This is a genomic window from Aeromonas diversa CDC 2478-85, assembly GCF_000819805.1.
Taxonomy (GTDB): domain Bacteria; phylum Pseudomonadota; class Gammaproteobacteria; order Enterobacterales; family Aeromonadaceae; genus Aeromonas; species Aeromonas diversa.
On sequence record NZ_CDCE01000035.1, the window covers coordinates 96,452 to 120,792 of the forward strand.

The following is a 24,341-nucleotide window of genomic DNA, read 5'->3' on the forward strand; positions in this document are numbered from 1 at the left end:
CGTCTGGCGGAAGCCGCTCGCGTCGCCGAAAAGGCTCGTCTGGCCGAGGCCGCTCGCGTCGCCGAAGAGGCTCGTCTGGCTGAGGCCGCTCGCATCGCCGAGGAGGCTCGTCTGGCCGAAGCTGCCCGCATCGCCGAGGAGGCTCGTCTTGCCGAGGCCGCTCGCGTCGCCGAGGAGGCGCGTCTGGCCGAAGCCGCTCGCATTGCCGAGGAGGCTCGTCTGGCCGAAGCCGCTCGCGTCGCCGAGGAGGCGCGTCTGGCCGAAGCCGCTCGCGTTGCCGAAGAGGCTCGTCTGGCTGAGGCCGCTCGCGTCGCCGAAGAGGCTCGTCTGGCCGAAGCCGCTCGCGTCGCCGAAGAGGCTCGTCTGGCCGAAGCCGCCCGCGTCGCCGAAGAGGCTCGTCTGGCTGAAGCCGCTCGCGTCGCCGAGGAGGCTCGTCTGGCCGAAGACGCTCGCGTCGCAGAGGAAGTCCGTCTGGCGGAAGCCGCTCGCGTCGCCGAGGAGGCGCGTCTGGCCGAAGCTGCTCGCGTCGCCGAAGAGGCTCGTCTGGCGGAAGATGCTCGCGTCGCCGAGCAGGCCCGTCTGGCCGAAGAGGTCCGTGCCGCTGAGGCCGCCAGTGTGGCTACCGCTGCCGTCATAGCCGACGACACCCAGGAAAAACCCCAGCGCGAGGGGCTGTTTGCTCGCCTCAAACGCAGCCTGGTGCGCACCCGTGAGAACATAGGGTCAGGCTTCTTCGGTCTGTTCCGTGGCAAGAAGATCGACGACGAGCTGTTCGAGGAGCTGGAGACCCAGCTGCTGAGCGCGGATCTCGGCATCGAGACCACCACTCGCATCATCGATGGCCTGACCCAGCACGCCAGCCGCAAACAGCTCAAGGATGCCGAGGCGCTCTATGGCCTGCTCAAGCAGGATATGGGCGAGATGCTGACCCAGGTCGAGCAGCCCCTGGTGATCGACACCAGCAAGAAGCCCTACGTCATCCTGATGGTCGGTGTGAACGGGGTGGGCAAGACCACCACCATCGGCAAGCTGGCCAAGCAGTTCCAGGCCGAGGGCAAGAGTGTGATGCTGGCCGCCGGCGATACCTTCCGTGCCGCCGCGGTCGAGCAGCTGCAGGTGTGGGGCCAGCGCAACAATATCCCGGTGATCGCCCAGCATACCGGCGCCGATTCAGCCTCCGTCATCTATGATGCCATCGAGGCGGCCCGCTCGCGCGGGGCCGACGTGCTGATCGCCGACACCGCCGGCCGTCTGCAGAACAAGAACAACCTGATGGAAGAGCTCAAGAAGATAGTGCGGGTGATGAAGAAGCTCGATGAGGCTGCGCCCCACGAGATCATGCTCACCGTCGACGCCGGCACCGGCCAGAACGCCCTGAGCCAGGCCAAGCTGTTCAGCGAGGCGGTGGGGCTGACGGGCATCACCCTTACCAAGCTCGATGGTACCGCCAAGGGTGGCGTCATCTTCGCGGTGGCGGACAAGTTCCAGATCCCCATCCGCTACATAGGGGTGGGCGAGGGGATCGATGATCTGCGTCCCTTCGTGGCCAACGACTTCATCGAGGCCCTGTTCAGCCGGGATGAGTAACCATTGGCGGGCTCCTTCGGGAGCCCGTGCAGCGATCAGGATGTGTCCATGATTCGTTTTGAACAGGTCAGTAAGGTCTACAGTGGTGGCCATCAGGCGCTGCAGAAGGTGAGTTTTCACCTTCGCAAGGGAGAGATGGCCTTCCTCACCGGTCACTCGGGGGCGGGCAAGAGCACCCTGCTCAAGCTCATCAGTGTGATGGAGCGCCCCAGCGATGGGCGCATCTTCTTCCACGGTGACGAGGTGACCCGTCTCGACCGGCGCTATATCCCCTACGTGCGGCGCCAGATTGGCATGATCTTTCAGGATCACCGCCTGCTGATGGACAGAACCGTGTTTGACAACGTGGCCCTGCCATTGGTGATCGAGGGTTACAGCCATGGTGACATAGTTCGGCGGGTGGCAGCGGCCCTCGACAAGGTGGGGCTGCTCGGCAAGGAGCGTTACCAGCCGCGCATGCTCTCCGGTGGTGAGCAGCAGCGGGTAGGGATCGCCCGGGCCATCGTCAACAAGCCACCCTTACTGCTGGCCGATGAACCGACCGGTAACCTGGATCCCCAGCTCTCCATGGACATCTTGCGCCTGTTCGAGGAGTTTAACCGGGTCGGTGTGTCTGTCCTGATCGCCACTCACGATCTCGGGCTCATCGCCCGCATGCGTTATCGCACCCTGACGCTCAAGGCCGGCCGCATGTATTCGCAGGAGAAGGAGGCGTAATGGGGGTCGTTCGTCACAAGCAGCCGCCGCTGCGCCGCTTTGCCATGTATTGGGTGGACCATGTTCGCCAGGCTTTCGCCAGCCTGGGAGAGCTGTGGCGTTATCCGCTCGCGACCATGATGACCCTGGCCGTACTCGGAGTGAGCCTGGCACTGCCCTCCTGTTTCCACGTGCTGCTCAAAAATGCCGAGCAGGTGGAGAGCGGTTGGCAGGACAGCTCCCAGATCACCCTCTATCTGCGCAAGGATCTGCCCGAGGAGAACATACAGGCGCTGCGCAAGCGCATTCTTATGTATCCCGAGGTGGACAGCGTCGACTACCTGAGTCGCGACAAATCCCTGGCCGAGTTTCGTGAGCTCTCCGGTTTTGGTGATGCGCTCGACTATCTCGACGGCAATCCCCTGCCACCCGTGCTGATTGTGGTTCCGGATCCGCGTTGGCGTAATCCGACCGGGGCCAGCGAGTTGCTGGCCAAGCTCAATGGCGAGAGTGGTGTCGAGCAGGGCAAGCTGGATCTGCAGTGGCTCGAGCGGTTGCAGGGGATCATCAACCTGCTGCGCCATACCATCACGGGTATCGCCGTCTTGTTGCTGGCTGCCGTGCTGCTCATCGTCGGTAACACCTTGCGTCTGAACATCCTCAACCAGCGCTCCGAGATCGAGGTGCTCAAGCTGGTGGGGGCGACGGATGCCTTCATCCATCGTCCTTTTCTCTATACCGGCATCTGGTTCGGGGTGATCGGTGGCATGCTGGCCTGGTGGCTGACCGAGGTCATGGTGCTGTGGAGCGAAGGGGTGGTCAGCGAGTTGGCGGGCCTCTATGGCAGCGAGTTCCGTCTGGTGGGGTTGGGGTTGGTGGATGGACTCAACCTGATACTGCTCGGTGCGTTTTTGGGTCTGATTGCATCCTGGTTTTCGGTGCACCGGCATATCCGGGATATTGAACCTTCTTGATTCATTGGTGATTATTTAATAGGCGGGAAAATTCGCTGGATTTTGCGATCCGGATCAAGTACAAGAACTCCCCTCGCTGGCGACGGGTTCATTCTCGCAGTAATCTGAACTATGGATGTCGACGGCAAGGATCTTAGAGGATCCGTGAACTTCCCGCTGCGGAAGTGGTCTGATTAACTGGATTTCTATGGGTGTGGCAAAGGGCCCTGCCTGTGTCGACTTGGCAAGCATGTGAAGGTTGCGAGCTCCGCAACAATGGACTTAGCATGCTACTTTTCAGGGGTCCTTCACTGTGACCCCTTTTTTTATGCTTATTCATAGGGTGTTCAGAGGGTGGTTCTCAGGATGGACACCTTGCGAGTCGACCATCGATTCACTAGCATGAGCTGGCCCGCATAACGGGCCTTGGTTGGTGGACAGCCCCTCTGAGGGTGTTAGACTGGCCGGATTGAGAAGAAAGAGGTATTCAATGGGAACTTCATTGCAGCGCACCATGGCCTTGATTCCGCAAGGCAGTCTGGAGAGTTATATCCAGGGGGTGAACACGATTCCTGTGCTCAGTGCAGAGGAAGAGCGCGCTCTTGCCGAGCGGCTGCAGCAGGATGGGGATCTCGAGGCTGCACGCCAGCTGGTTATGTCCCACCTGCGTTTTGTCGTTCACGTGGCCAAGAGCTACGCCGGTTACGGCCTGCCCCAGGCCGATCTTATTCAGGAAGGCAACATAGGCCTGATGAAGGCGGTCAAGCGCTTCGATCCGAGTGTCGGTGTGCGTCTGGTCTCCTTCGCCGTGCACTGGATCAAGGCCGAAATCCACGAGTACGTCCTGCGCAACTGGCGCATGGTCAAGGTGGCGACCACCAAGGCCCAGCGCAAACTCTTCTTTAACCTGCGCAAGGCCAAGAAGCACCTCGGCTGGTTCAGTCAGGAAGAGGTCCGTGCCGTGGCCGACGATCTCGGCGTCTCTCCCGAGGAGGTGGTCGAGATGGAGGCCCGCATGAGCGGCCACGATCAGGCCTTCGATCTGCTCGACGACGACGAGGACGGTTTCGCCCCGGTCCACTATCTGGAGGACAAGTCCTCCGATCTCGCCAGCAACTTCGAGAGCGACAACTGGGACGATCACGCCACGACCCGTCTCTCCTATGCACTGTCCACCCTGGACGAGCGTAGCCAGCACATCATTCGTGCCCGCTGGCTGGATGAGGACAATAAGGCGACCCTGCAGGAGTTGGCCGATGCCTACGGCGTCTCAGCCGAGCGGGTGCGTCAGCTCGAGAAGAATGCCTTGAAGAAGCTCAAGGACGCCATGGATGCTTGATAGCATCTGCCATAAACAGGGCCTGCGGGCCCTGTTTTTGTTTCCGTCCTAGAGGTCACACCTCTGTGATGCGGACTTGCCTGTCCTGCCATCCCCTGTGATAAGGTGCGCAGCAGAGCACGACAGGGAGAATCTTCGTGAAATTGCTGAACCAGCTGTTCGTCAACAACCGGGAGTGGGCCGAGCAAATCAAGGCCGAGGATCCCGACTTCTTTACCCAGCTCTCTTCCCAGCAGGCACCCGAGTACCTCTGGATCGGCTGCTCGGATAGCCGGGTCCCCGCCAACCAGCTGATGGGGCTGCTGCCGGGTGATGTCTTCGTGCACCGCAACGTGGCCAATCTGGTGGTCCACACCGATTTCAACTGCCTCTCTGTGCTGCAATATGCGGTCGAGGTGCTCAAGGTGAAGCACATCATCGTCTGCGGTCACTACGGGTGTGGTGGGGTGAAGGCGGCGATGCAGAACCAGGAGCTGGGGCTCATCGACAACTGGCTGCGCAACATCAAGGACGTCTACTTCAAGTACCAGGGTGAGATCGACGCGGTCGAGGATGAACACGAACGCTTCGACTTCCTGTGCGAGCTGAACGTGGCCGAGCAGGTCTCCAATGTCTGCCACACCACCATAGTGCAGAACGCCTGGCGCCGTGGTCAGGAGTTGGCAGTACACGGCTGGATCTACGGGATCAAGGATGGCCTGCTGCAGGATCTTAACGTCTGCATCAACGGGCCTGAGCAGATCCCGGATCTCTACCGCACCTGGGTCGATATCAAGCCCAGAATCCGGCGATGACGGCACCCCGTTATCGCCAGATCCGGCAGTTTGTGCTCGACGCCATCGGCTGCGGCGAGTTGAACCCGGGGGATCGCATCCCGACCGAGGCGGCACTGTGCGAACGCTTCGGTGTCAGCAGGATGACGGTGAACAAGGCCTTGCGCGAGCTGACCGCCGAGGGGTGGCTGGTGCGCACCGCCGGATCCGGCAGCTTCGTGGCGGATCGGCGTGCCGAGTCACCCCTGCTCGAGATCCGCAACATAGCGGACGAGATCGCCGAGCGCGGCGCCCGCTACAGTGCCCGGGTGATCCGGCTGGAGCAACAGAGGGCAGATGATAAGGTGGCGGTGCAGCTTGGCCTGCGGGTTGGCGCCCCCATCTTCCACAGTCTGATCGTCCATCAGTCCGACAATGAGCCGCTCCAGCTCGAGGAGCGCTTCGTCGATGCCGAGCGCTTGCCCGGCTATGGCGAACAGGACTTCACCGCGCTCACTCCCAACGCCTACCTGATGCAGGTCTGCCCCCTCTCCGAGATGGAGCATCTGGTGGAGGCCGTGTTGCCGAGCGCCGGTGAGGCGGCCCTGCTGCAGGTGCGGGTCGACACCCCCTGCCTGCTGCTGCATCGACGCACCTGGTCAGAGGGGGGGCTGGTCTCCTATGCCCGCCTGCTCTCGCCTGGGGATCGTTACCGGCTGCGTTCCCAGACTCGATTCGCCTAATTGTATATACATTAATCTGTTCCACTGACCCGCCCGACCGGCGGGTTTTTTGTGCCTATACTCTAATCGTGATCGTTGTTGCAGCTTTGTAACGAACGGTCTGGTTTGCCTGTGCCACTTCCTGTATAAGATTTGTATATACATTTCGGAGTCTGGCATGAACAAGGAACTGTTGGCCTGCGATCGGGTCTGGATCAACCTCACTCCCGCCACCATGAGCGATGGCTATGACCTCCTGGCCCCCCATGCCCTCGGCGTGAAAGCGGGCCGGATCCACGCCCTGATCCCCATGAGCGAGCTGAGCGGGCCCTTTCCCGAGAGCTGGCAGGATATGAAGGGCCGCCTGGCGACCCCGGGTCTTATCGACTGCCACTCCCACCTCATCTATGCCGGCAGCCGCGCCGCCGAGTTCGAGCAGCGGCTGCAGGGGGTCCCCTATGCGGAGATTGCCCGCCAGGGTGGCGGCATCCTCAGCACTGTGCGTGCCACCCGAGCGGCCAGCGAGGATCAGCTGTTCACGCTCGCGCTCGATCGGCTCAAGAGCCTGCTGCGCGAAGGGGTCACCACGGTCGAGATCAAGTCTGGCTATGGCCTGACTCTGGAGGACGAGCTCAAGATGCTGCGGGTCGCGCGCCGCCTTGGCCGTGCCCTGCCGGTGCGGGTACGCACCACCTTGCTGGCGGCCCACGCCGTGCCGCCCGAGTTCGATGCAGATGGCTGGGTCGATCTCATCTGTGATCAGCTGATCCCGATCGCCGCCGCAGAAGGGCTGGCCGACGCGGTCGACGTCTTCTGCGAGGGGATCGCCTTCAACCTGGCCCAGTGCGAGCGGGTCTTCGCCGCCGCCCGTGCTCATGGCCTGCCGGTCAAGGGGCACATGGAGCAGCTCTCCAACTTAGGGGGCAGCGCGCTCGCCGCCCGCTACCGCGCCCTCTCGGTGGACCACCTGGAACACCTGGATGCCGCCGGCATCACCGCCCTGGCCGAGAGCGGCACTGTGGCGGTGCTGCTGCCCGGCGCCTTCTACTTCCTGCGCGACACCAACCTGCCGCCGGTGCAGGCGCTGCGCGAGGCCGGCGTGCCCATCGCGGTCGCCTCCGACATCAACCCCGGCACCTCGCCGCTGGTCTCCTTGCGTCTGGCCATGAACATGGCCTGCACCCTGTTTCGTCTCACCCCGGAGGAGGCGCTGTGTGGCGTCACCCGTCACGGCGCCACGGCGCTTGGCGCAGCAGGGCTGGGTCAGCTCAAGGTAGGCATGGAGGCCGACTTCCTGGTCTGGTCGTGCGCCCACCCGGCCGAGCTGGCCTATCAGGTCGGCGTCGACCAGCTGGTGGCGCGGGTGGTGAAAGGACAGGAAACCCTGGGAGGTCTGGCATGAGCGAGATGCAGATATGGCAGGGGCGTCAGGATCCGGAAGACGGCGCACTGGCCCTGCGCTGGCATGACAGGGTGCAGCCCTGGCAGGGACGCGGTGAACCCGGCGTGGTGCTGCTCGGCTTCGCCTGCGACGAGGGGGTGCGCCGCAACAAGGGGCGCGTCGGTGCGGCCGGTGCGCCGCTGGCGGTGCGCAAGCTGCTCGCCAACACGGCCTGGCACCTGAGTCAGCCCGTCTACGACGGCGGTGACGTGTGCTGCGAGGACGGTGATCTCGACGCCGCCCACGGCCGGCTGGCCGATCGGGTCGCCGCTGCGCTGGGGCAGGGCCAGTTCCCGCTGGTGCTGGGAGGCGGCCACGAGGTGGCCTTCGGCAGCTGGAGTGGCCTCAACCGCCATCTCAACGGCAAGGGTCGTGTGGGCATCATCAACTTCGACGCCCACTTCGACCTGCGCATGAAGCTGGAGCAGGCGAGTTCCGGCACCCCCTTCTTCCAGATTGCCGAGCAGTGCGCTGCCCAGGGCTCGCCCTTTAACTATGCCTGCCTCGGGGTGGCCGAGACCGCCAACACGGCGGCCCTGTTTGCCCGCGCCGAGGCGCTGGGGGTGTGGCACGTGCTGGACGAGGCGATGACCCCGACCGAGCTGCCAGCCTTGCTCAACGGGCTGGATGCCTTTATCGCCCGCTGTGACCACCTCTATCTGACCATCGATCTCGACGTGCTGCCCGCCGCCGTGATGCCGGGGGTGAGCGCCCCTGCCGCCCGTGGCGTGGAGCTGGCCGTCATCGAACCCCTGATCGCCCATATCCGGGCCAGCGGCAAGCTCAGGCTCGCCGATCTGGCCGAATACAACCCGAGCCTGGATCAGGACAACCGCAGCGCCCGCGTGGCCGCGCGCCTGGTCCACCAGTTGACCAAGTAGCGGCGCACCGCGCCGCCTGACCGTATCGATAAACAAGGAGTGTCTATGTCTGTACAACACCAGGATCCCCGCCACGATCCGAGCCGGATCATCCGTGCTCCCCACGGTACCCAGCTGACTGCCAAGAGCTGGCTCACCGAGGCGCCCCTGCGGATGCTGATGAACAACCTGGATCCGGAAGTGGCCGAGCATCCCCAGTCCCTGGTGGTGTACGGCGGTATCGGTCGCGCCGCCCGCAACTGGGAGTGCTACGACAAGATCGTCGAGGTACTGACCCGTCTCGAGGATGATCAGACCCTGCTGGTGCAATCCGGCAAGCCGGTCGGCGTGTTCCAGACCCACAAGGACGCGCCGCGCGTGCTGATTGCCAACTCCAACCTGGTGCCGCACTGGGCCAACTGGGAGCACTTCAACGAGCTCGATAAGAAGGGCCTGATGATGTACGGCCAGATGACCGCCGGCTCCTGGATCTACATCGGTACCCAGGGCATCGTCCAGGGCACCTACGAGACCTTCTTCGCCGTGGCCAACCAGCACTTCAACGGCGAGCCCAAGGGCCGCTGGATCCTGACCGGGGGCCTCGGCGGCATGGGCGGCGCCCAGCCCCTGGCTGCCACCATGGCCGGTTTCTCCATTATCGCCGTGGAGTGCGACGAGACCCGCATCGACTTCCGTCTCAAGACCCGCTACGTCGACAAGAAGGCCTACAGCCTGGATGAGGCGCTGGCCATGGTCGAGGAAGCCAAACAGAGCGGCACCGCCGTCTCCGTCGGCCTGCTCGGCAACGCCGCCGACGTCTTCGCCGAACTGGTGGCCCGCGGCATCACCCCGGACGTGGTGACCGACCAGACCTCCGCCCATGACCCGGTACACGGCTACCTGCCCCAGGGCTGGAGCGTGGCCCAGTGGCGCGATCTGCAGAAGAGCGCGCCGGAAGAGGTGAATGTCGCCGCCCGCCGCTCCATGGCCCGTCAGGTTGAAGCCATGCTGACCCTGCAGTCCCGCGGCGCAGCGACCCTGGACTACGGCAACAACATCCGCCAGATGGCGCTGGAAGAGGGTGTCAAGAATGCCTTCGACTTCCCCGGCTTCGTCCCGGCCTATATCCGTCCGCTGTTCTGCGAAGGGATCGGTCCGTTCCGCTGGGTGGCCCTCTCCGGCGATCCGGAAGACATCTACAAGACCGACCAGAAGGTCAAAGAGCTGATCCCGGACGATCCCCACCTGCACAACTGGCTCGACATGGCCCGTGAGCGCATCGCCTTCCAGGGTCTGCCGGCGCGTATCTGCTGGGTCGGGGTCAAGGATCGGGTTCGCCTCGGCCTGGCCTTCAACGAGATGGTCAAGAATGGCGAGCTCAAGGCGCCGGTCGTCATCGGTCGCGATCACCTGGACTCCGGTTCCGTGGCGAGCCCGAACCGTGAAACCGAATCCATGATGGACGGCTCCGATGCCGTCTCCGACTGGCCGCTGCTCAACGCCCTGCTCAACACCGCGGGCGGCGCGACCTGGGTCTCCCTGCACCACGGTGGCGGTGTCGGCATGGGCTTCTCCCAGCACTCCGGCGTGGTGATCGTCTGTGACGGCACCGACGACGCCGCCAAGCGGGTCGGTCGCGTGCTGCGCAACGACCCGGGCACCGGGGTGATGCGTCACGCCGATGCCGGCTACGAGATTGCCATCAACTGTGCCCACGAGGCGAAACTGGATCTGCCGATGCTGGACGCAGCAGGCAAAGGGGTGAAATAAGATGTTCGAACTCAATCTGCAACCGGGCAAGCTCTGCCTCGCCACCCTGCGCCGCGTCAGCCGCGAGCCGGTACACGTCAGTCTGGATCCGTCCGCCCTGCCGGAGATCCACGCCTCCGCCGCCGTGGTCACCAAGGTGATCGAGCAAAACCGCGTGGTGTACGGCATCAACACCGGCTTCGGCCTCCTGGCCAATACCCGCATCCCGGTAGAGCAGCTGGACGAGCTGCAGCGCTCCATCGTGCTCTCCCATGCCGCCGGTATCGGCGAGTACATGGATGACGCCACCGTGCGGCTGATGATGGTGCTCAAACTCAACTCGCTCGCCCGTGGTTTTTCTGGCATCAGGCCACTGGTGCTGGAGGCCCTGATGCGCCTCATCAACGCCGAGGTGTATCCGGTGGTGCCGAAGAAGGGCTCCGTCGGCGCCTCCGGCGATCTGGCGCCGCTGGCCCACATGAGCTGCCTGCTGATCGGTGAAGGCAAGGCCCGCCACAAGGGCGAGCTGATCGACGCCACCACGGCCCTCAAGATTGCAGGCCTGGAGTCCATCGCACTGGCACCGAAAGAGGGGCTGGCGCTGCTCAACGGCACCCAGGCGAGCACCGCCTTCGCGCTGGAAGGGCTGTTCCACGCCGAGGATCTCTACGCCGGCGCCATCACCATAGGCGCCATGAGCGTGGAGGCAGCCCTTGGCAGCCGCCGTCCGTTCGATGCCCGCATCCACGCGGTGCGCGGCCAGCGCGGGCAAGAAGACGCGGCCGCCTGCTACCGCCACCTGCTGGTGGACGGCAGCGAGATCGGCATGTCCCACCACAACTGCGAGAAGGTGCAGGATCCTTACTCCCTGCGCTGCCAGCCCCAGGTGATGGGTGCCTGCCTGACCCAGATCCGTCAGGCCGCCGAGGTGCTGGTGTGCGAGGCCAACGCGGTTTCAGACAACCCGCTGGTGTTTGCCGAGGATGAGGACATTCTCTCCGGCGGCAACTTCCACGCAGAACCCGTGGCCTTCGCCGCCGACAACCTGGCGCTGGCCATCGCCGAGATCGGCTCGCTCTCAGAGCGTCGCATGGCGCTGCTGATCGACTCGCGCATGTCCGGTCTGCCGGCCTTCCTGGTCAACAACGGCGGCGTGAACTCCGGCTTTATGATCGCCCAGGTCACCTCGGCGGCGCTCGCCTCCGAGAACAAGACCCTGGCCCACCCGGCCTCGGTGGACAGCCTGCCCACCTCGGCCAACCAGGAGGATCACGTCTCCATGGCCACTTTCGCCGGTCGCCGGCTGGCGGACATGGCCGAGAACACCCGCGGCATCCTGGCGGTGGAACTGCTGGCGGCAGCGCAAGGGTTGGATTTCCGCGCACCGCTGCGTTCCACCGAGCTGGTGGAGCTGGCCAAGGGCCGCCTGCGCGAAGAAGTCAGCTTCTACGACAAGGACAGGTATTTCGCACCGGACATCGAGGCGGCCGCCGCCCTGCTGGGCCGTGCCAGCTACAACGACCTGATCCCGGCCGGCGTGCTGCCGAGCCTGTAACGGTGGGCAATGATGCGGGGCGCCTTGTGGCGCCCCGTTTTTTATCGATAAAAAGGCCCGGCGCAGCTAGGCTGGCCGGGCAGAAGCACGGAACGTGATTAGAAGTCGTAACGGGCGGCCAGTTGGAAGTCATCCTTGTTGGCGATTCCCTTGCCAGCGACGCTATCCAGATTGTTGATGCGGTATTCGCCGATGACGCGCAGGCTCTTGTTGAACTTGTACTGGGCACCCAGGGTGTAGTAGTCGATGGAGTCGATGTCGGCCTTGCCGCTTTGCTCGATCTTCTGCTTGTTCCACAGGGCCATCAGGCCGAAGCCGTTCTCGAAGTTATAGCCCAGGGCCGCTTCCCAACCGGTGTGATCCTGACCGCTCTTGGTGAAGTCGGAGCCGTCGGCATAGCTCAGGGCGGCGTAGGCGGCCTTGTTGTCATACTTGGCGGAGATCAGCCACAGCTTGGCATCCTCTTCGCCTTTCTGCTGGCGCAGGCCCACGTTGTAGGCGGTACCCAGAGACAGGTTGAACGGGAAGGTGTAGGCCACGGCGGCGCCATAGGCCGGGTCGCTGTCCTTGTTGCCCATGTCTTCGGTGTCGCCACCGTCGAACTTGTAGCTGGCGTCGAACTGCAGGCCGTTGAACAGACCGGAGTACTTCAGCACCGAGCCGGCACGGTTGGTGGCGAAGGTGTCGGTCTTGGCGCCGAGCGCCTCGTTACCGTAGCCATCGGAGAGGGAAACGTCGGTCCAGTCGGCCAGGAAGCCCGGAGCCCCCTTCTGGCGACCGAAGGTGACTGTGCCCCAGTCGCCGCCCAGGCCGGCGAAGGCCAGACGAGTACGCAGGTTGTCGGAGTTCTCGCTAACCGTCTTTTCGCTGTCATTGATATACATCTGCACTTCGTATTGGGCCACGGCCTTCAGACCACTCTGGATCTGGCTCTCGGCCTTGGCACCGAAGCGGACGAACTGGTTGGCACCCTGCTTGGCACTGTAGTCGCTCTTGATGGCGCCATTGGCATCCAGCTCCTTCTTGTCACCGAAGAAGTGACCGGCATAGATGCGGCCATAGAGGTCCAGGGCCATGGTGTCGTTTTTGTACACTTCGGCCGCTTGAGCCTGGATGGCACCGGTCATGGCCAGCGCGATAAGCGTCAGTTTTTTCATTGTCATTCCTTGAAGTTGCAAGCATTAGTCAGTGGAAGCGAGGCCATGCTAGGCAGGACGGATGACAGTCAGGTGACTGGAACATGACGAGTTGGTGTCACTTTTTATGGTTTTTTATTAATCGGTTCTCTTTTCGGCGGTGAAGCGTCAGTTTTATGCGAAAAGGTTTGCCCGTGTGGTAGAATGCCGCCCGTTTTTAAGGTTCCTAGGTTGGGTATGCGATGAGACGTGAACTGGCAATCGAGTTTTCCCGAGTGACCGAAGCCGCCGCGCTGGCCGGCTACAAGTGGCTCGGGCGAGGTGACAAGAATATTGCGGATGGCGCCGCGGTTGCGGCGATGCGCCATATCCTCAACCAGATCAGCATCGACGGAGAAGTGGTCATCGGTGAGGGGGAGATCGACGAGGCTCCCATGCTCTATATCGGCGAGAAGGTCGGTACCGGTGGCGGAGATGCTGTGGACATCGCCGTCGACCCGATCGAGGGAACCCGCATGACCGCCATGGGCCAGGCCAACGCCCTGGCCGTGCTCGCCGTGGGTGACAAGGGCACCTTCCTCAAAGCGCCCGACATGTACATGGAGAAGCTGGTGGTCGGGCCCCAGGCCAAGGGGGTCATCGATCTCAACCTGGCTCTGGAGCTGAACCTCAAGGCGGTGGCCAAGGCGCTCGGCAAGCCCCTGTCGCGCCTCACCGTCATCACCCTGGCCAAGCCGCGCCACGAGAAGGCGATCAAGGAGATGCAGGGTCTCGGCGTGCGGGTGTTTGCGATCCCCGACGGCGACGTGGCGGCCTCTGTGCTGACCTGTTTGCCGGACAACGAGGTGGACATGCTCTATGGTATCGGCGGCGCCCCGGAAGGGGTGATCTCGGCGGCCGTTATCCGCGCCCTGGGCGGTGACATGCAGGCTCGTCTGGTACCGCGCCATCTGGTCAAGGGTGACAGCCCCGATATCCGCGCCCTGGGCGAGCAGGAAGTGGCCCGCTGCGAGGCCCTCGGTATCGAGGTTAACAAGGTGCTCAAGCTGGAGGATCTGGCGAAGAACGACAACGTCATCTTCTCCGCCACCGGCATCACCAAGGGGGATCTGCTCGATGGCATCACCAGCGATGGCAAGATGGCCACCACCGAGACCCTGCTGATCCGCGGCAAGTCCCGCACCATCCGCCGTATCAAGTCGATCCACTATCTGGAACGCAAGGATGATGCGGTGCGCGACATCATACTGTAAGGTCTGCCTTCCTTACGCATCATGAAAGACGGCCCATCTCGCGATGGGCCGTCTTGCTACTGGAGTATCCCATGGAATGTCGTGCCGGCTGCGCCGCCTGCTGTATCGCCCCCAGCATCACCTCGCCCATCCCCGGCATGCCCGGCGGCAAGCCGGCCGGCGTGCCCTGCGTCCAGCTCGATGAGCGGCTCGGTTGCAAGCTGTTTGGTCGCTCCGAGCGCCCCGCCGTGTGTGGCGGCTTCAAGCCGATGCCGGATGTGTGCGGCAGCAGCCGTGACGAGGCGCTGTGGCTCATCGGTGAGCTGGAGCGCCTGACCCACTAAACCTGATAGCGGGCCACCGCCTGGTTGAGGCGATGGGCCTGCTCGGTCAACTCCTGGCTGGAGTGGGCGTTTTCGTCGGCCATCTTGCTCGACTCCTCGGCGATGTCGCGAATGTTGGTGACGTTGCGGTTCACCTCTTGGGCCACCAGACTCTGCTGCTCGATGGCGGCGGCGATCTGGGTGCTCATGTCCATAATGCGGGTGACATCCTCGGTGATCTGATCGAGCAGCTGGCCGGCGTTGGTCGCCTCGCTCGCACTGCTGATCCCCTGCTCACGGCACTCTTCCATCAACTGCACTATGCTGCCGGTCTGCTGCTGCAGGGAGGCGATGATGGCGGCGATCTCCTGGGTGGACTGCTGGGTGCGATTGGCCAGTGAGCGAACCTCATCCGCCACCACGGCGAAGCCGCGCCCCTGTTCCCCGGCCCGAGCCGCCTCGATGGCGGCGTTGAGGGCCAGCAGGTTGGTCTGCTCGGCAATGCCACGGATAACGTCCAGCACCGAGCCTATGGTCTGGCTGGCCTGTTGCAGGCGAGCCACTTCACTCACCGTATGCTCCAGGTTGTTGGCCAGGGCGCCGATCTGTTGCACCGTCTGGCCGACCGCGCCGCGCCCCTCCTGGGCCTTGTTGTTGGTCGCCTGGGCGTTGGAGGCGGCCAGCTCGGTGTTGCGGGCGATCTCCTCTATGGTGCTGCCCATCTGGTTGGAGGCGGTGGCCACTTGATCGGTCTCTTGCAGCTGGCGAGTGGCGCCGTCACTGGCGCGCTTGACGTTGGTCGAGAGGTGATTGGAGGCATCGGTCAGGGTGTTGGCGCTCTGTTTCACCTCGTGCAGCAGGTCACGAAAACCGTCCAGCATCACGTCCAGGTTGTCGGCCAGCTGGCCCATCTCATCCTGGCCGCGCATGGCGATCTTGAGGCGCAGATCGTTGTCACGCCTGATCCGGTTGACCGTGTCGTTGACTCGGGAGATGGGCCTGTCGATGCTGCGTCCGAGTAGCACGCTCATGGCGCCGACGCACAGTATGATGATGGCGCCGCACAGCAGCATCAGGTTTTCGAGCAGCGTGATGCGCCTGTCCAGCAGATCGGCGATGCGCTGATTGGCGGCGGCGAACACCTCATCGGTCTGGTGCACCACGTCGCGCATCTTCAGCAGCATGCCCTCGTTCTCTTTGAGGCCGAGCTGCTGCATCCCCTGCGCCAGGGCGAGGAAGTCGCGCCTGTACTGGTTGCTGGCGGTGACGATGGGGCCACTCTGCTCCGCCGGCAAGGCGGCCAGGGCCTGGGTGAAGCTGGTGTGCAGTTTCTCGAATTTGTCGACGTACTGCATATCCGATCGCAGCATGAAGTCTTTCTCGGCGCGGCGCAGCTGCAGCATGGTGACGAGTAACGACAGCTGCTGCTCACCGAGGGCGGCCTCGACGTCGTGCACCGCCTTGCGCAGCTGGCCGTAGAGCCCCTCTTCCGGGCCCAGGCCAATCTGCTGCATCTGTTTGACGATGGTGGAAAACAGGGTGCTGTAGTCACTCATCAGGCCGTCGAGGCGCGCCAGCTCGCCACGCACCTCGCCGAGAGCGTCGTCTTGCTGCAACTCGTCGTTGAAGCGATGGAACTGCTCCTTGCCCTGATTGAAGCGATCAACCATGGCGGTGTCCTTGCGTAGCAGAAAGTCTTTCTCGGCACGGCGCATGTTCAGGATGGCGTTCTCCTGTAGCAAGACGTTGCGCTGGGCTTCGGCGAGATGATCTTTGACCAGGGAGGAGTAATAGAAGAGACCGCTCAGCACCAGCATGGCCACGGCGACCAAGGCGGAGTTGAGGATCAGCTTGTGGCGTATCAACATGGTTGGCTCCAACACGTCTACGACTGGATTTCTTCAAGCGTAATCGCAAAACGTGATCTGCAAGGAGCAAAGCGGCAATAACCTTTGAATTGCCCGGTGCACTCCTTATACTGGGTGTCACCTGTTTCCAGCCGTGGACCCGTCACTATGGAATACAACACCTCAGAACTGTGCGACATCTACCACGACATGGTGGACGTCCTCGAGCCCATGCTCTCTTCCTTCGGCGGCCGTAATTCGTTTGGCGGCGTCATCACCACCGTCAAGTGCTTCGAGTCGAATGGGCTCATCCGTGAGCTGGTGCGCGAGAGCGGGGTCGGTCGTGTCTTGCTGATCGATGGCGGTGGTTCATTGCGCCGTGCCCTGATCGACAGCGATATTGCGGCGACGGCGGCCGAAAATGGCTGGGAGGGGATCGTCTGCTACGGCTGCGTGCGCGAGGTGGATCAACTCGAAGATCTGGATATCGGCATTCAGGCGCTGGCCGCGATTCCGGTTGGGGCCGATGACAAGGAGGTGGGTGACACCGACCTGCCGGTCAACTTTGGTGGCGTCACCTTCCTGCCGGACGATCACCTCTATGCCGACACCACTGGCGTGATCCTCTCTCCCGAGCCGCTGGACATCGAGTAGGCATCGCAGCCCATGACCACGACGGGAGCCAACGGCTCCCGTTTTTGTTGGCGCTGGCTCTCGGGTAAAAAAAAGGGCCAGCATGAAGCTGGCCTAATCTGGAAGCAATGTGAGCAATGTCGTGCCTTCACAGAGGTGTCCACTACTACCCTAGGGTGTTGCCATGGTGGTCAAATCCGGAACGCAAGTTAAAGATAATCATTCTCATTTGTGTTTGCAAGCCTCTTGTTCATCGGATGAGCAAATAAATCGGCCACCTCAGGGTGGCCGATGGCTTAGTGATGGGCGGTCTGCAGGGTCAGGCCCGGCTCGCCGACCAGCTTGCGGGTCAGATAGCGCAGCAACATGCCGTAGAGCGGGACGAACAACCCTAGGCTTATCAATAGCTTGAAGGTGTAGTCGACGATCGCGATCTCGACCCAGTGCTCAGCCATGAAGGGGTCGCTGCTCTGCCAGAAGGCGATGGAGAAGAAGCTGATAGTGTCGACCAGATTGCCAAACAGGGTCGAGGCGGTGGGGGCAACCCACCAGGCCTTGAGCTGGCGCAGCCGGTTGAAGACCACCACATCCATGAATTGTCCGACGGCATAGGCGGCGAAGCTGGCCAGGGCGATGCGTGCCACGAACAGGTTGAACACGGCGAGCTGATTAAAGCCCTGATACTGCCCCTCGAAGAAGAGCACCGAGAGCACGTAGGAGACAGCCAGCGCCGGCAGCATCACCAACTGGATGATCTTGCGCGCCAGCGGGGCGCCAAAGACCCGCACCGTGAGATCGGTAGCCAGGAAGATAAAGGGGAAACTGAACGCGCCCCAGGTGGTGTGGAAGCCGAATATGGTGATCGGCAGCTGCACCAGATAGTTGCTGCTCGCGATGATCAGGATGTGGAAGAGAGAGAGACGGATCAGGGCCGTCTGGTACTGATAAGGGGTCAGATTCACGTTGTGACCTTTTTGGTTAATGGGGTTAGGGAACCCATGCCGCCACCATGGCGGCAATTAGAGGGGCAGGATTATACCCCCTCGCCTCCAGAGTGCAATCCTTGAGCAGCGTGATGGCGTGCCAGCCAGTCGAGCAGCGGGCGATCATCGGGGTGACAGACTTCCAGCCAGCACACCTCGCCATAGTGTTCGTATTGCAGCAGCAGCTTGCTCCCCTCGAAATCCACCACCCAGCAGTGGCGATCCGCCCCTTGTTCTCGCTCGACCAATCGCAGCTCCCAGGCGGCCAGCAGAGCGGGGGCCAGGGTCGGGAAGCTCGCTTCATCGAGACCGGGGTGGGTGAGTAGCAGGCTGCCGCTCACCGGGTCTTGTTTATCCAGATGCCACATGGCGCGCTCCTCAGCTGCTGCAGGAAAGGGTGGTGCACTGATACCAGTCGGGGCTGGGGGTGGCCAGATCGTCTGCCTCGGGTTGCTCGTCGAAGGGGCGGCGCAGTGTCTCGAACAGGCGGGTAAAAGGGATCATGTCGCCTGCCTCGGCCGCGTCGATGACCCGCTGGGCCAGGGCGTTGCGCAGCACATACTTGGGGTTGACCGCCTCCATGCGGCGTGCACGATCGGCGTCCATGCTCCCCTCGCGGCCGAGGCGAGCGCGGTAGTCTGCGAGCCAGCTTGGCCAGGCGTCGTCCTCCGGCAACAGGGCGAGCAGGGGCGGCGGCAGCTCGCCGCTTCGGGTGAGGCGGGCGAGATGGCGCAGGAACAGGTGATAGTCGACCCCATCTCGGGCCAGCAGCTGGAACAGGCGGCGGAACAGGGCCGGGTCTTCCTCTTCCCAGCTCTGCAGGCCGAGGCGTTCGCGCATCAGGGTCGAATACTCCAGCATCAGGGTCTGCTCGTAGCCTGCCAGCCCCTGCTGCAACGCCTCGCCGGGCAGGTGGCCGGCCAGGGCCTGGGCGAGCTTTTGCAGGTTCCAGTAGCCCACCGCCGGTTGCTGATCGAGGGCGTAGCGGCCGATGCGGTCGGTGTGGTTGCAGACGAAGTCGGGCACGTAGCGGTCGATAAAGCCGTAGGGGCCGTAGTCGATGGTGAGCCCGAGCAGGGACATGTTGTCGGTGTTGAGTACCCCGTGGGTGAAGCCGGCTGCCTGCCAGCGGGCGATCAGTCGGGCGGTGCGGCGCACCACCTCGGCAAACAGGCTGATGTCATCCATACCATCGAAGTGGTGGGCGCGCAGGTAGTCGAGCAGGTCGGGGATGCGTTCCCCCTGGCCGCTCCAGGCAAAGTACTCGATGTGGCCGAAGCGCAGGTGGTTTGGGGCGGTGCGCAGCACGGTCGCCCCCGGCTCTATGGTCTCGCGCAGCACCTCTTCATCGCTGCCGACCAGCACCAGGGCGCGGGTGGTAGGGATGCCGAGGGCGTGCAGCGCCTCGCTCGCCAGGTATTCGCGGATCGACGAGCGCAGCACGGCGCGGCCGTCACCGAAGCGGGAGAAGGGGGTCTTGCCGGCCCCCTTGAGATGGAGATCCCACAGTTGGCCGTCCGGCGCCTCTTGCTGGCCGAGCAGCAGGGCACGGCCATCGCCGAGACGCGGCACATAACTGCCAAACTGATGGCCGGCGTAGACCTGGGCCACTGGCGCCATGCCGGGCAGTGCTCGCCCCTGGCCGCAGCAGGCGAGCCAGTCGGCATCGCTCACGTCGGCCAGCCCCAGCTCGCCGAGCAGCGGGCGGTTGAGGTGCAGCAGGCGTGCCCCGGCCAGCGGTGTCGGATCAACCGGTTCGCAGGCCCAGGGCAGCTCGGTGGAAAAAGTGTTGTGCAGCTTCACATTTGCTCCTTGCGCGCCTGCCCGTCGGGGACGGCGCTGCGTATACTGCCGCCGTCTCTTACTGCTGCGGAAGTGTATCTATGAAGTATTTCCCGTTTGCCGCCATCTTGCTGGTGCTGGGCGCACCGTCACTGCACGCCGCCGATGCGGCCGCCGGCAAGGAGAAGGCGATGGTGTGCGCCGCCTGTCACGGGGTGGAGGGCAAGGCAATGATCCCGGGTTATCCCCACCTGGCCGGGCAGAGCGCCCAGTACACAGCCAAGCAGCTCAAGGCATTTCGCGATGGCTCCCGCAGCGATCCATTGATGGCGCCCCTGGCCAAGGCGTTGTCGGATGCCGACATCGAGAACCTGGCCGCCTGGTACGCCTCGCTCAGCCCCTGATGGGATCAGCGTCGGCAGTAGTCGATGATGAGTTCCATGAAGGCGTCACCGAAGCGCTCCAGCTTGCGCTGGCCGACGCCGTTGATGGCCAGCAGATCGCGCTCGGTCATCGGCATCGCCTCGGCCATCTCCATCAGGGTGGCGTCGTTGAAGACCACATAGGGCGGCACTTCCTCCTCCTCGGCGATCTGCTTGCGCAGCCCCTTGAGCTCCTTGAAGAGGCGACGATCGTAGTTGCCTATGTCGAGGCGGCTGCGCTTCTCCTTGCGGCTCGAGATGGGCTGAACCCGTGGCACGGCCAGCTCCAGGGGATGTTCGCCGCGCAGCACCGGACGCGCCGCCTCGGTCAGCTGCAGCACCATGTTGCGGGTGATGTTCTGGGTCAGCAGCCCCTTGTGGATGAGCTGGCGCAGCACACTCTGCCAGTGCTCGGCGCTGTGCTCCTTGCCGATGCCATAGGTGGAGAGCTTGTCGTGGCCGTGATCGCGGATGCGCTGGTTCAGCGACCCGCGCAGCACCTCTACGACATAGCCCATACCGAAGCTCTGGCCGACCCGCCAGACGCAGGAGAGCGCCTTCTGCGCGTCCTCGGTGCCGTCATAGGTCTTGGGTGGATCGAGGCAGACGTCGCAGTTGCCGCACGGCTTGTCCAGGTATTCCCCGAAGTAGTTGAGCAGCACCTGGCGGCGGCAGGTCTGGGCCTCGGCGAAGGCCGCCATGACGTTGAGCTTGTGCTGCTCCACCTGCAGCTGCTGCGGGTTCTCTATGTTCTCGAGTAGCAGCCGCACCCGGCCTATGTCAGCCGGGTCGAACAACAGCACCGCCTCGGAGGGTGATCCGTCGCGGCCGGCGCGGCCGGTCTCCTGGTAGTAGGACTCGATGTTCTTGGGGATGTCGTAGTGCACCACGAAACGCACGTTGGGTTTGTCAATCCCCATGCCGAAGGCGACGGTGGCGACCACGATCTCGATGTCGTCGCGCAGGAAGGCGTCCTGGGTCTGCTGGCGCTGCTCCAGGGGCAGGCCGGCATGATAGGGGGCCGCCTTGCAGCCGTGGCGGGCCAGTCGCTCGGCCACCTCTTCCACCCGGTTTCGGCTCGAGCAGTAGACGATGCCGCAGTTTCCCTTCTGACTCTGCACGTAGCGCAGCAGCTGCTCAGCCCCCTTGAACTTCTCCACCAGGCTGTAGCGGATGTTGGGGCGATCGAAGCTGGCGATATGGATGAAGGGCTCGTGCAGGGCCAGGCGGGTCAGCATGTCCTGCCGGGTTGCCTCGTCGGCGGTGGCGGTGAGGGCGATCACCGGCACGTTCGGGAACCATTGCTTGAGCCGGCCCAGGGCCGCGTACTCGGGGCGGAAGTCGTGCCCCCACTGGGAGACGCAGTGGGCCTCGTCGATGGCGAACAGGGAGAGGGGAAGCTCCGCCAATCGTTCCAAAAAATCGGGTTGAAGCAGCCGCTCGGGGGCGACGTAGAGCAGCTTGATCTCGCCGTGGCGCATGGCGGCGAAGACCTGCACCATCTCTTCGCGGCTCAGGGCCGAGTTGAGGTAGGCGGCGGCCACCCCGTTGGCGCGCAGGGTGTCGACCTGATCCTTCATCAGCGAGATGAGGGGCGACACCACCACCCCGAGGCCCGGACGCAGCAGGGCCGGTACCTGATAGCAGAGGGACTTGCCACCGCCGGTGGGCTTGAGTACCAGCACGTCGCGCCCGGCCAGCACCTGCTCGATGATCTCCTGTTGGCCAGCCCTGAACTGCTGGTAGCCGAACACCGCCTGCAGCAGGGCCAGGGGGGTATCGGGCAGGGTCTCGGCAATGGCGGTCATGTTCTCTCCTTTGGGGCCGCCATTCTAAAGCAGGGGGCCGACACAATAAACCGCGATTGCTAATGTTAATGCCCTGTTGCAGACTGGCTGGAGTCTTTACTCCAGGGATGCGGAAATGAAGCAGATGCTCAAGAAGATGGCCTTAAGTGGCATCGCCAGCCTATTTACCGAGAAGATGCCGTTTAACCGGCTGCTTGGCATGGAGGTGACTCACTACGACTTCGAGCGGGTTGAGCTGCGCATCCGCATGGACGACAAGCTGATCGGCAACCCCTTTCACAACATATTGCACGGGGGGGTCACCGCCAGCCTGCTCGACGTGGCCGGTGGCATGATAGTCGCCGCCTCGTGCATCGACGAGCTGGAGGAGTTCTCGCCGAGCTACCTCAAGGAGCGCTTCTCACGCCTCGGCACCATAGACCTGCGCGTGGATTACCTGAGACCGGGGCGGGGCACTGAGTTTATCGCCACCGCCCACATCATCCGTGCCGGCAGCAAGGTCGCGGTGGCCCGGATGGAGCTTCATAATGAAGAGGGGACTCATATTGCTTTTGGAACAGGCACTTACCTAGTCGGTTAGAACCTATAGAACAGGGTCGAATAAAAAACAACCACTGATTTGATTTCGTTCAAAGGGGAGGCTGGCCCAGCGGCGAGTGCGGGCTCATACTTCTGTCGGGGCAAGGTGCAAGGAGGTACGCCATGAGTGCGGGAGTCGCCAGCAAGTCATCGGGTGCGATTCTGGAACAGCTCAGATCCATGCAGGAGCTGGTTCAGACCCCCGAATGCCGGCACTGGCTCGAGCAGGAGCTGGGGGGCTATGCGGCCACCTCTGTGCTCCCTTGGTACCGCATCATCGCCTGTCGGCAACGGGGGCACTTCATCGATCTGGATAGCGGAAAACATCTGACCTGCCACATCGGCAATCAGGCGCTTAGCCAACGTGACTTGGCCAAGGTCCAGTTTATCTATGCAAGAGAACCCGCCGCCTACTATCTCTGTCAGCATGGCCCCGAGCTCGAACCCTGGCCAGACGAGCTGCTGCAAGCCTACCAGGGCGTGTTGATCCCAGGGCATTTCTGCCTGCATGCCTGGCACGAGCCACTCGGTTCCCTGCGTCTGCAAATTGCACAGGGACTGGTTCATTTCATGGCCGAGTATCCCAAGTGCGCCAACATGACGGCGCAACATGGCTTGAAGGCGATGCAGCACAGGCACTGGCATTTCTAGCGTGAAGGCGCAAGGAGGGCACCATAGAGCAATCAGCCAAGACGGATAACACAATCTGAAGACAAGCGGTCGATAACAAGACCATATGAAGAGGCCACCCAAGGGGTGGCCTCGATCATTAGCGGGTTAACCCAGAGCGAGGGACAGGGCCTGCCGGTAGTATTCGTTGGCCTTGTTGGTGAGGCGACGCTGCTCCATGATCCGGGCCAGCGCGTGGTAGACGGCGGCGCTCGGCTGGCTGGCCAACTCGGCTTCGAGCAGGGGCTGGGCCTCCTCCAGTTGACCGGCCAGCAGCGCTACCTGGCCCAGCGCGGCGCGCGCGCCAGGCTGATCCTGCATCTTGCGTAGCTGCACCAGCATCGTCTGGTAGTTCTCCAGCTTGAGGCGCGGCAGCTCGGCCAGCAGCAGGGGAGAGTTCTCCTTGCGCAGGGCATCGAGCCAGAGATCGGCCGCCTCGCTCTCGGCACCCAGGGCCCGCAGATAGCGGCCATAGGTGAGTAGCAGGTGTGGCTGCTGGCGCAGCTTGCGCGGCATCTCGAGCCACACCGGGCGCAGGGTGTCGAGCTGTCCGCTCCCCTCTTCCAAGCGGGCGCTCCAGGCTTCCTCCAGCAGGTGCTCTTCGCGTGCGGGGGAGAGCCGTCCCACCTTGCGCAGGGTGGGCAGCAGATCGATGAGGGCCGGCCATTCGCGACGGGCGCGGCGAATCTGCATCAACTGCTCCAGCACCATGGGGTGACGCGGCTGCAGGGCGTAGATGGGCTCCAGGGCTGCCAGAGCCTGCTCGTACTGCTCCTGCTCTATCTGCAATTGGGTTTGGGTCAGGGTCAGGGCCAGCTCGGCCTTGGGGTTCTCCTGCTGGGCCAGCTGCAGGTATTCGTCGCGGCGAGCCTCGTCGCCACGGGCCTGGGCGGCCTTGGCTGCGCTCAGGTAGTTGAGCAGGGGGGTGTCGCTGTTGCGGGCGCTCTTGACCAGCAGTTTCTCGGCCTGGCCATAGTGGCCCTCGGCCATGGCCAGGGTCGCGGCCACTGTCTGTTGGTTGGCCTTGCTGCGGCGACGCTTGCCAAACCAGCCGGCGGTGTTACGGCGCAGGCGCAGCAGGCGTACCAACATCCACTCGAGTAGCAAGAGTGCCCCGTAGAGCAGGATGGCGAGCAGTGCCAGGCTGGTGACCGAGCTCTCCACCGTATAGTTACCGAGGGCGATCAACACGTAGCCCTTGTTGCCCGCCGCTTCGGGACCGAAGACCAGGCCGGCGATGAGCACGGCGACCAGAAGAATGATGCGTACCATG

At 63.4% G+C, this 24,341-nt stretch carries 23 protein-coding genes; 16 read left to right on the forward strand and 7 right to left on the reverse strand.

Features of this window, described 5'->3' with window-relative positions; all coding sequences use genetic code 11:
* From ftsY to hutH, 10 genes are all read left to right on the forward strand, one after another.
* On the forward strand, window positions 1–1,587 hold a 1,587-nt coding region (gene ftsY, locus BN1121_RS16590), incomplete at its 5' end, for a signal recognition particle-docking protein FtsY (protein ID WP_156139409.1).
* 48 nt (window positions 1,588–1,635) lie between these two features.
* Window positions 1,636–2,304: a cell division ATP-binding protein FtsE gene (gene ftsE, locus BN1121_RS16595; protein WP_005353859.1), complete on the forward strand. Its 669-nt coding sequence runs from the start codon at window positions 1,636–1,638 to the stop codon at window positions 2,302–2,304.
* Window positions 2,304–3,257, forward strand: coding sequence for a permease-like cell division protein FtsX (ftsX, locus tag BN1121_RS16600; RefSeq protein ID WP_005353877.1), 954 nt, complete (start codon window positions 2,304–2,306; stop codon window positions 3,255–3,257). Before ftsE ends, ftsX begins: the two co-directional genes overlap by 1 nt.
* A gap of 469 nt (window positions 3,258–3,726) precedes the next feature.
* Window positions 3,727–4,575: an RNA polymerase sigma factor RpoH gene (gene rpoH, locus BN1121_RS16605; protein ID WP_005353879.1), complete on the forward strand. Its 849-nt coding sequence runs from the start codon at window positions 3,727–3,729 to the stop codon at window positions 4,573–4,575.
* Window positions 4,576–4,712: 137 nt separating this feature from the next.
* Window positions 4,713–5,369: a carbonate dehydratase gene (gene can, locus BN1121_RS16610; RefSeq protein WP_005353880.1), complete on the forward strand. Its 657-nt coding sequence runs from the start codon at window positions 4,713–4,715 to the stop codon at window positions 5,367–5,369.
* Window positions 5,366–6,070 (forward strand): histidine utilization transcriptional repressor HutC, encoded by a 705-nt coding sequence (gene hutC, locus BN1121_RS16615; RefSeq protein ID WP_005353882.1) that lies wholly within the window; start codon window positions 5,366–5,368, stop codon window positions 6,068–6,070. Before can ends, hutC begins: the two co-directional genes overlap by 4 nt.
* Before the next feature lie 157 nt (window positions 6,071–6,227).
* Window positions 6,228–7,451, forward strand: coding sequence for an imidazolonepropionase (hutI, locus tag BN1121_RS16620; protein ID WP_005353884.1), 1,224 nt, complete (start codon window positions 6,228–6,230; stop codon window positions 7,449–7,451).
* Window positions 7,448–8,371, forward strand: a complete 924-nt coding sequence (gene hutG, locus BN1121_RS16625) for a formimidoylglutamase (protein WP_005353886.1) — start codon at window positions 7,448–7,450, stop codon at window positions 8,369–8,371. The genes hutI and hutG overlap by 4 nt, the downstream gene beginning before the upstream one ends.
* A 45-nt stretch (window positions 8,372–8,416) precedes the next feature.
* Window positions 8,417–10,120, forward strand: a complete 1,704-nt coding sequence (gene hutU / locus BN1121_RS16630) for a urocanate hydratase (protein WP_005353888.1) — start codon at window positions 8,417–8,419, stop codon at window positions 10,118–10,120.
* Window position 10,121: 1 nt separating this feature from the next.
* Window positions 10,122–11,654, forward strand: a complete 1,533-nt coding sequence (hutH, locus tag BN1121_RS16635) for a histidine ammonia-lyase (RefSeq protein WP_005353890.1) — start codon at window positions 10,122–10,124, stop codon at window positions 11,652–11,654.
* Window positions 11,655–11,752: 98 nt separating this feature from the next.
* On the opposite strand, the gene BN1121_RS16640 is transcribed toward hutH, so the two are convergent.
* Window positions 11,753–12,811, reverse strand: coding sequence for a porin (locus BN1121_RS16640; RefSeq protein ID WP_005353891.1), 1,059 nt, complete (start codon window positions 12,809–12,811; stop codon window positions 11,753–11,755).
* A gap of 221 nt (window positions 12,812–13,032) precedes the next feature.
* Between BN1121_RS16640 and glpX the strand changes: the two genes are divergently transcribed.
* Together glpX and BN1121_RS16650 are read left to right on the forward strand one after the other, a co-directional pair.
* Window positions 13,033–14,043 (forward strand): class II fructose-bisphosphatase, encoded by a 1,011-nt coding sequence (glpX, locus tag BN1121_RS16645; protein WP_005353895.1) that lies wholly within the window; start codon window positions 13,033–13,035, stop codon window positions 14,041–14,043.
* Between the two features lie 71 nt (window positions 14,044–14,114).
* The gene (locus tag BN1121_RS16650) at window positions 14,115–14,366 is read left to right on the forward strand and encodes a YkgJ family cysteine cluster protein (protein WP_005353898.1); all 252 of its coding nucleotides are present in this window, start codon (window positions 14,115–14,117) and stop codon (window positions 14,364–14,366) included.
* Here BN1121_RS16650 and BN1121_RS16655 read toward each other — a convergent pair.
* Complete coding sequence (locus BN1121_RS16655; RefSeq protein ID WP_005353899.1) at window positions 14,363–16,213, reverse strand: methyl-accepting chemotaxis protein; 1,851 nt, start codon at window positions 16,211–16,213, stop codon at window positions 14,363–14,365. The two genes, BN1121_RS16650 and BN1121_RS16655, sit on opposite strands and share 4 nt — an antisense overlap.
* Window positions 16,214–16,360: 147 nt before the next feature.
* Between BN1121_RS16655 and rraA the strand changes: the two genes are divergently transcribed.
* On the forward strand, window positions 16,361–16,846 hold the full coding sequence (gene rraA / locus BN1121_RS16660; protein WP_005353900.1) for a ribonuclease E activity regulator RraA: 486 nt from the start codon (window positions 16,361–16,363) through the stop codon (window positions 16,844–16,846).
* A 275-nt stretch (window positions 16,847–17,121) separates the two neighbouring features.
* On the opposite strand, the gene BN1121_RS16665 is transcribed toward rraA, so the two are convergent.
* The 3 genes from BN1121_RS16665 to BN1121_RS16675 all read right to left on the reverse strand — a co-directional run bounded on the left by BN1121_RS16665 (window position 17,122) and on the right by BN1121_RS16675 (window position 19,611).
* Window positions 17,122–17,787 carry a 7-cyano-7-deazaguanine/7-aminomethyl-7-deazaguanine transporter gene (locus BN1121_RS16665; protein ID WP_005353901.1) on the reverse strand — a complete coding sequence of 222 codons (666 nt, stop codon included), beginning with the start codon at window positions 17,785–17,787 and terminating at the stop codon, window positions 17,122–17,124.
* 71 nt (window positions 17,788–17,858) lie between these two features.
* On the reverse strand, window positions 17,859–18,176 hold the full coding sequence (locus BN1121_RS16670; protein WP_005353902.1) for a DUF3630 family protein: 318 nt from the start codon (window positions 18,174–18,176) through the stop codon (window positions 17,859–17,861).
* A 10-nt stretch (window positions 18,177–18,186) separates the two neighbouring features.
* Complete coding sequence (locus BN1121_RS16675; RefSeq protein WP_005353905.1) at window positions 18,187–19,611, reverse strand: protein adenylyltransferase SelO; 1,425 nt, start codon at window positions 19,609–19,611, stop codon at window positions 18,187–18,189.
* 80 nt (window positions 19,612–19,691) lie between these two features.
* Between BN1121_RS16675 and BN1121_RS16680 the strand changes: the two genes are divergently transcribed.
* Window positions 19,692–19,994, forward strand: coding sequence for a c-type cytochrome (locus BN1121_RS16680; protein ID WP_005353909.1), 303 nt, complete (start codon window positions 19,692–19,694; stop codon window positions 19,992–19,994).
* Between the two features lie 5 nt (window positions 19,995–19,999).
* On the opposite strand, the gene recQ is transcribed toward BN1121_RS16680, so the two are convergent.
* Window positions 20,000–21,820: an ATP-dependent DNA helicase RecQ gene (recQ, locus tag BN1121_RS16685; RefSeq protein ID WP_005353911.1), complete on the reverse strand. Its 1,821-nt coding sequence runs from the start codon at window positions 21,818–21,820 to the stop codon at window positions 20,000–20,002.
* A gap of 115 nt (window positions 21,821–21,935) precedes the next feature.
* On the opposite strand from recQ, the gene BN1121_RS16690 reads away from it, so the two are divergent.
* Both BN1121_RS16690 and BN1121_RS16695 read left to right on the forward strand, forming a co-directional pair.
* Complete coding sequence (locus BN1121_RS16690) at window positions 21,936–22,400, forward strand: thioesterase family protein (protein ID WP_005353915.1); 465 nt, start codon at window positions 21,936–21,938, stop codon at window positions 22,398–22,400.
* Between the two features lie 122 nt (window positions 22,401–22,522).
* Window positions 22,523–23,050 carry a hypothetical protein gene (locus tag BN1121_RS16695; RefSeq protein ID WP_005353918.1) on the forward strand — a complete coding sequence of 176 codons (528 nt, stop codon included), beginning with the start codon at window positions 22,523–22,525 and terminating at the stop codon, window positions 23,048–23,050.
* A 126-nt stretch (window positions 23,051–23,176) separates the two neighbouring features.
* Here the strand turns inward: BN1121_RS16695 and BN1121_RS16700 are convergent, their stop codons facing one another.
* Window positions 23,177–24,340 carry a heme biosynthesis HemY N-terminal domain-containing protein gene (locus tag BN1121_RS16700; RefSeq protein WP_005353920.1) on the reverse strand — a complete coding sequence of 388 codons (1,164 nt, stop codon included), beginning with the start codon at window positions 24,338–24,340 and terminating at the stop codon, window positions 23,177–23,179.
* Between the last annotated feature and the right edge of the window lies 1 nt (window position 24,341).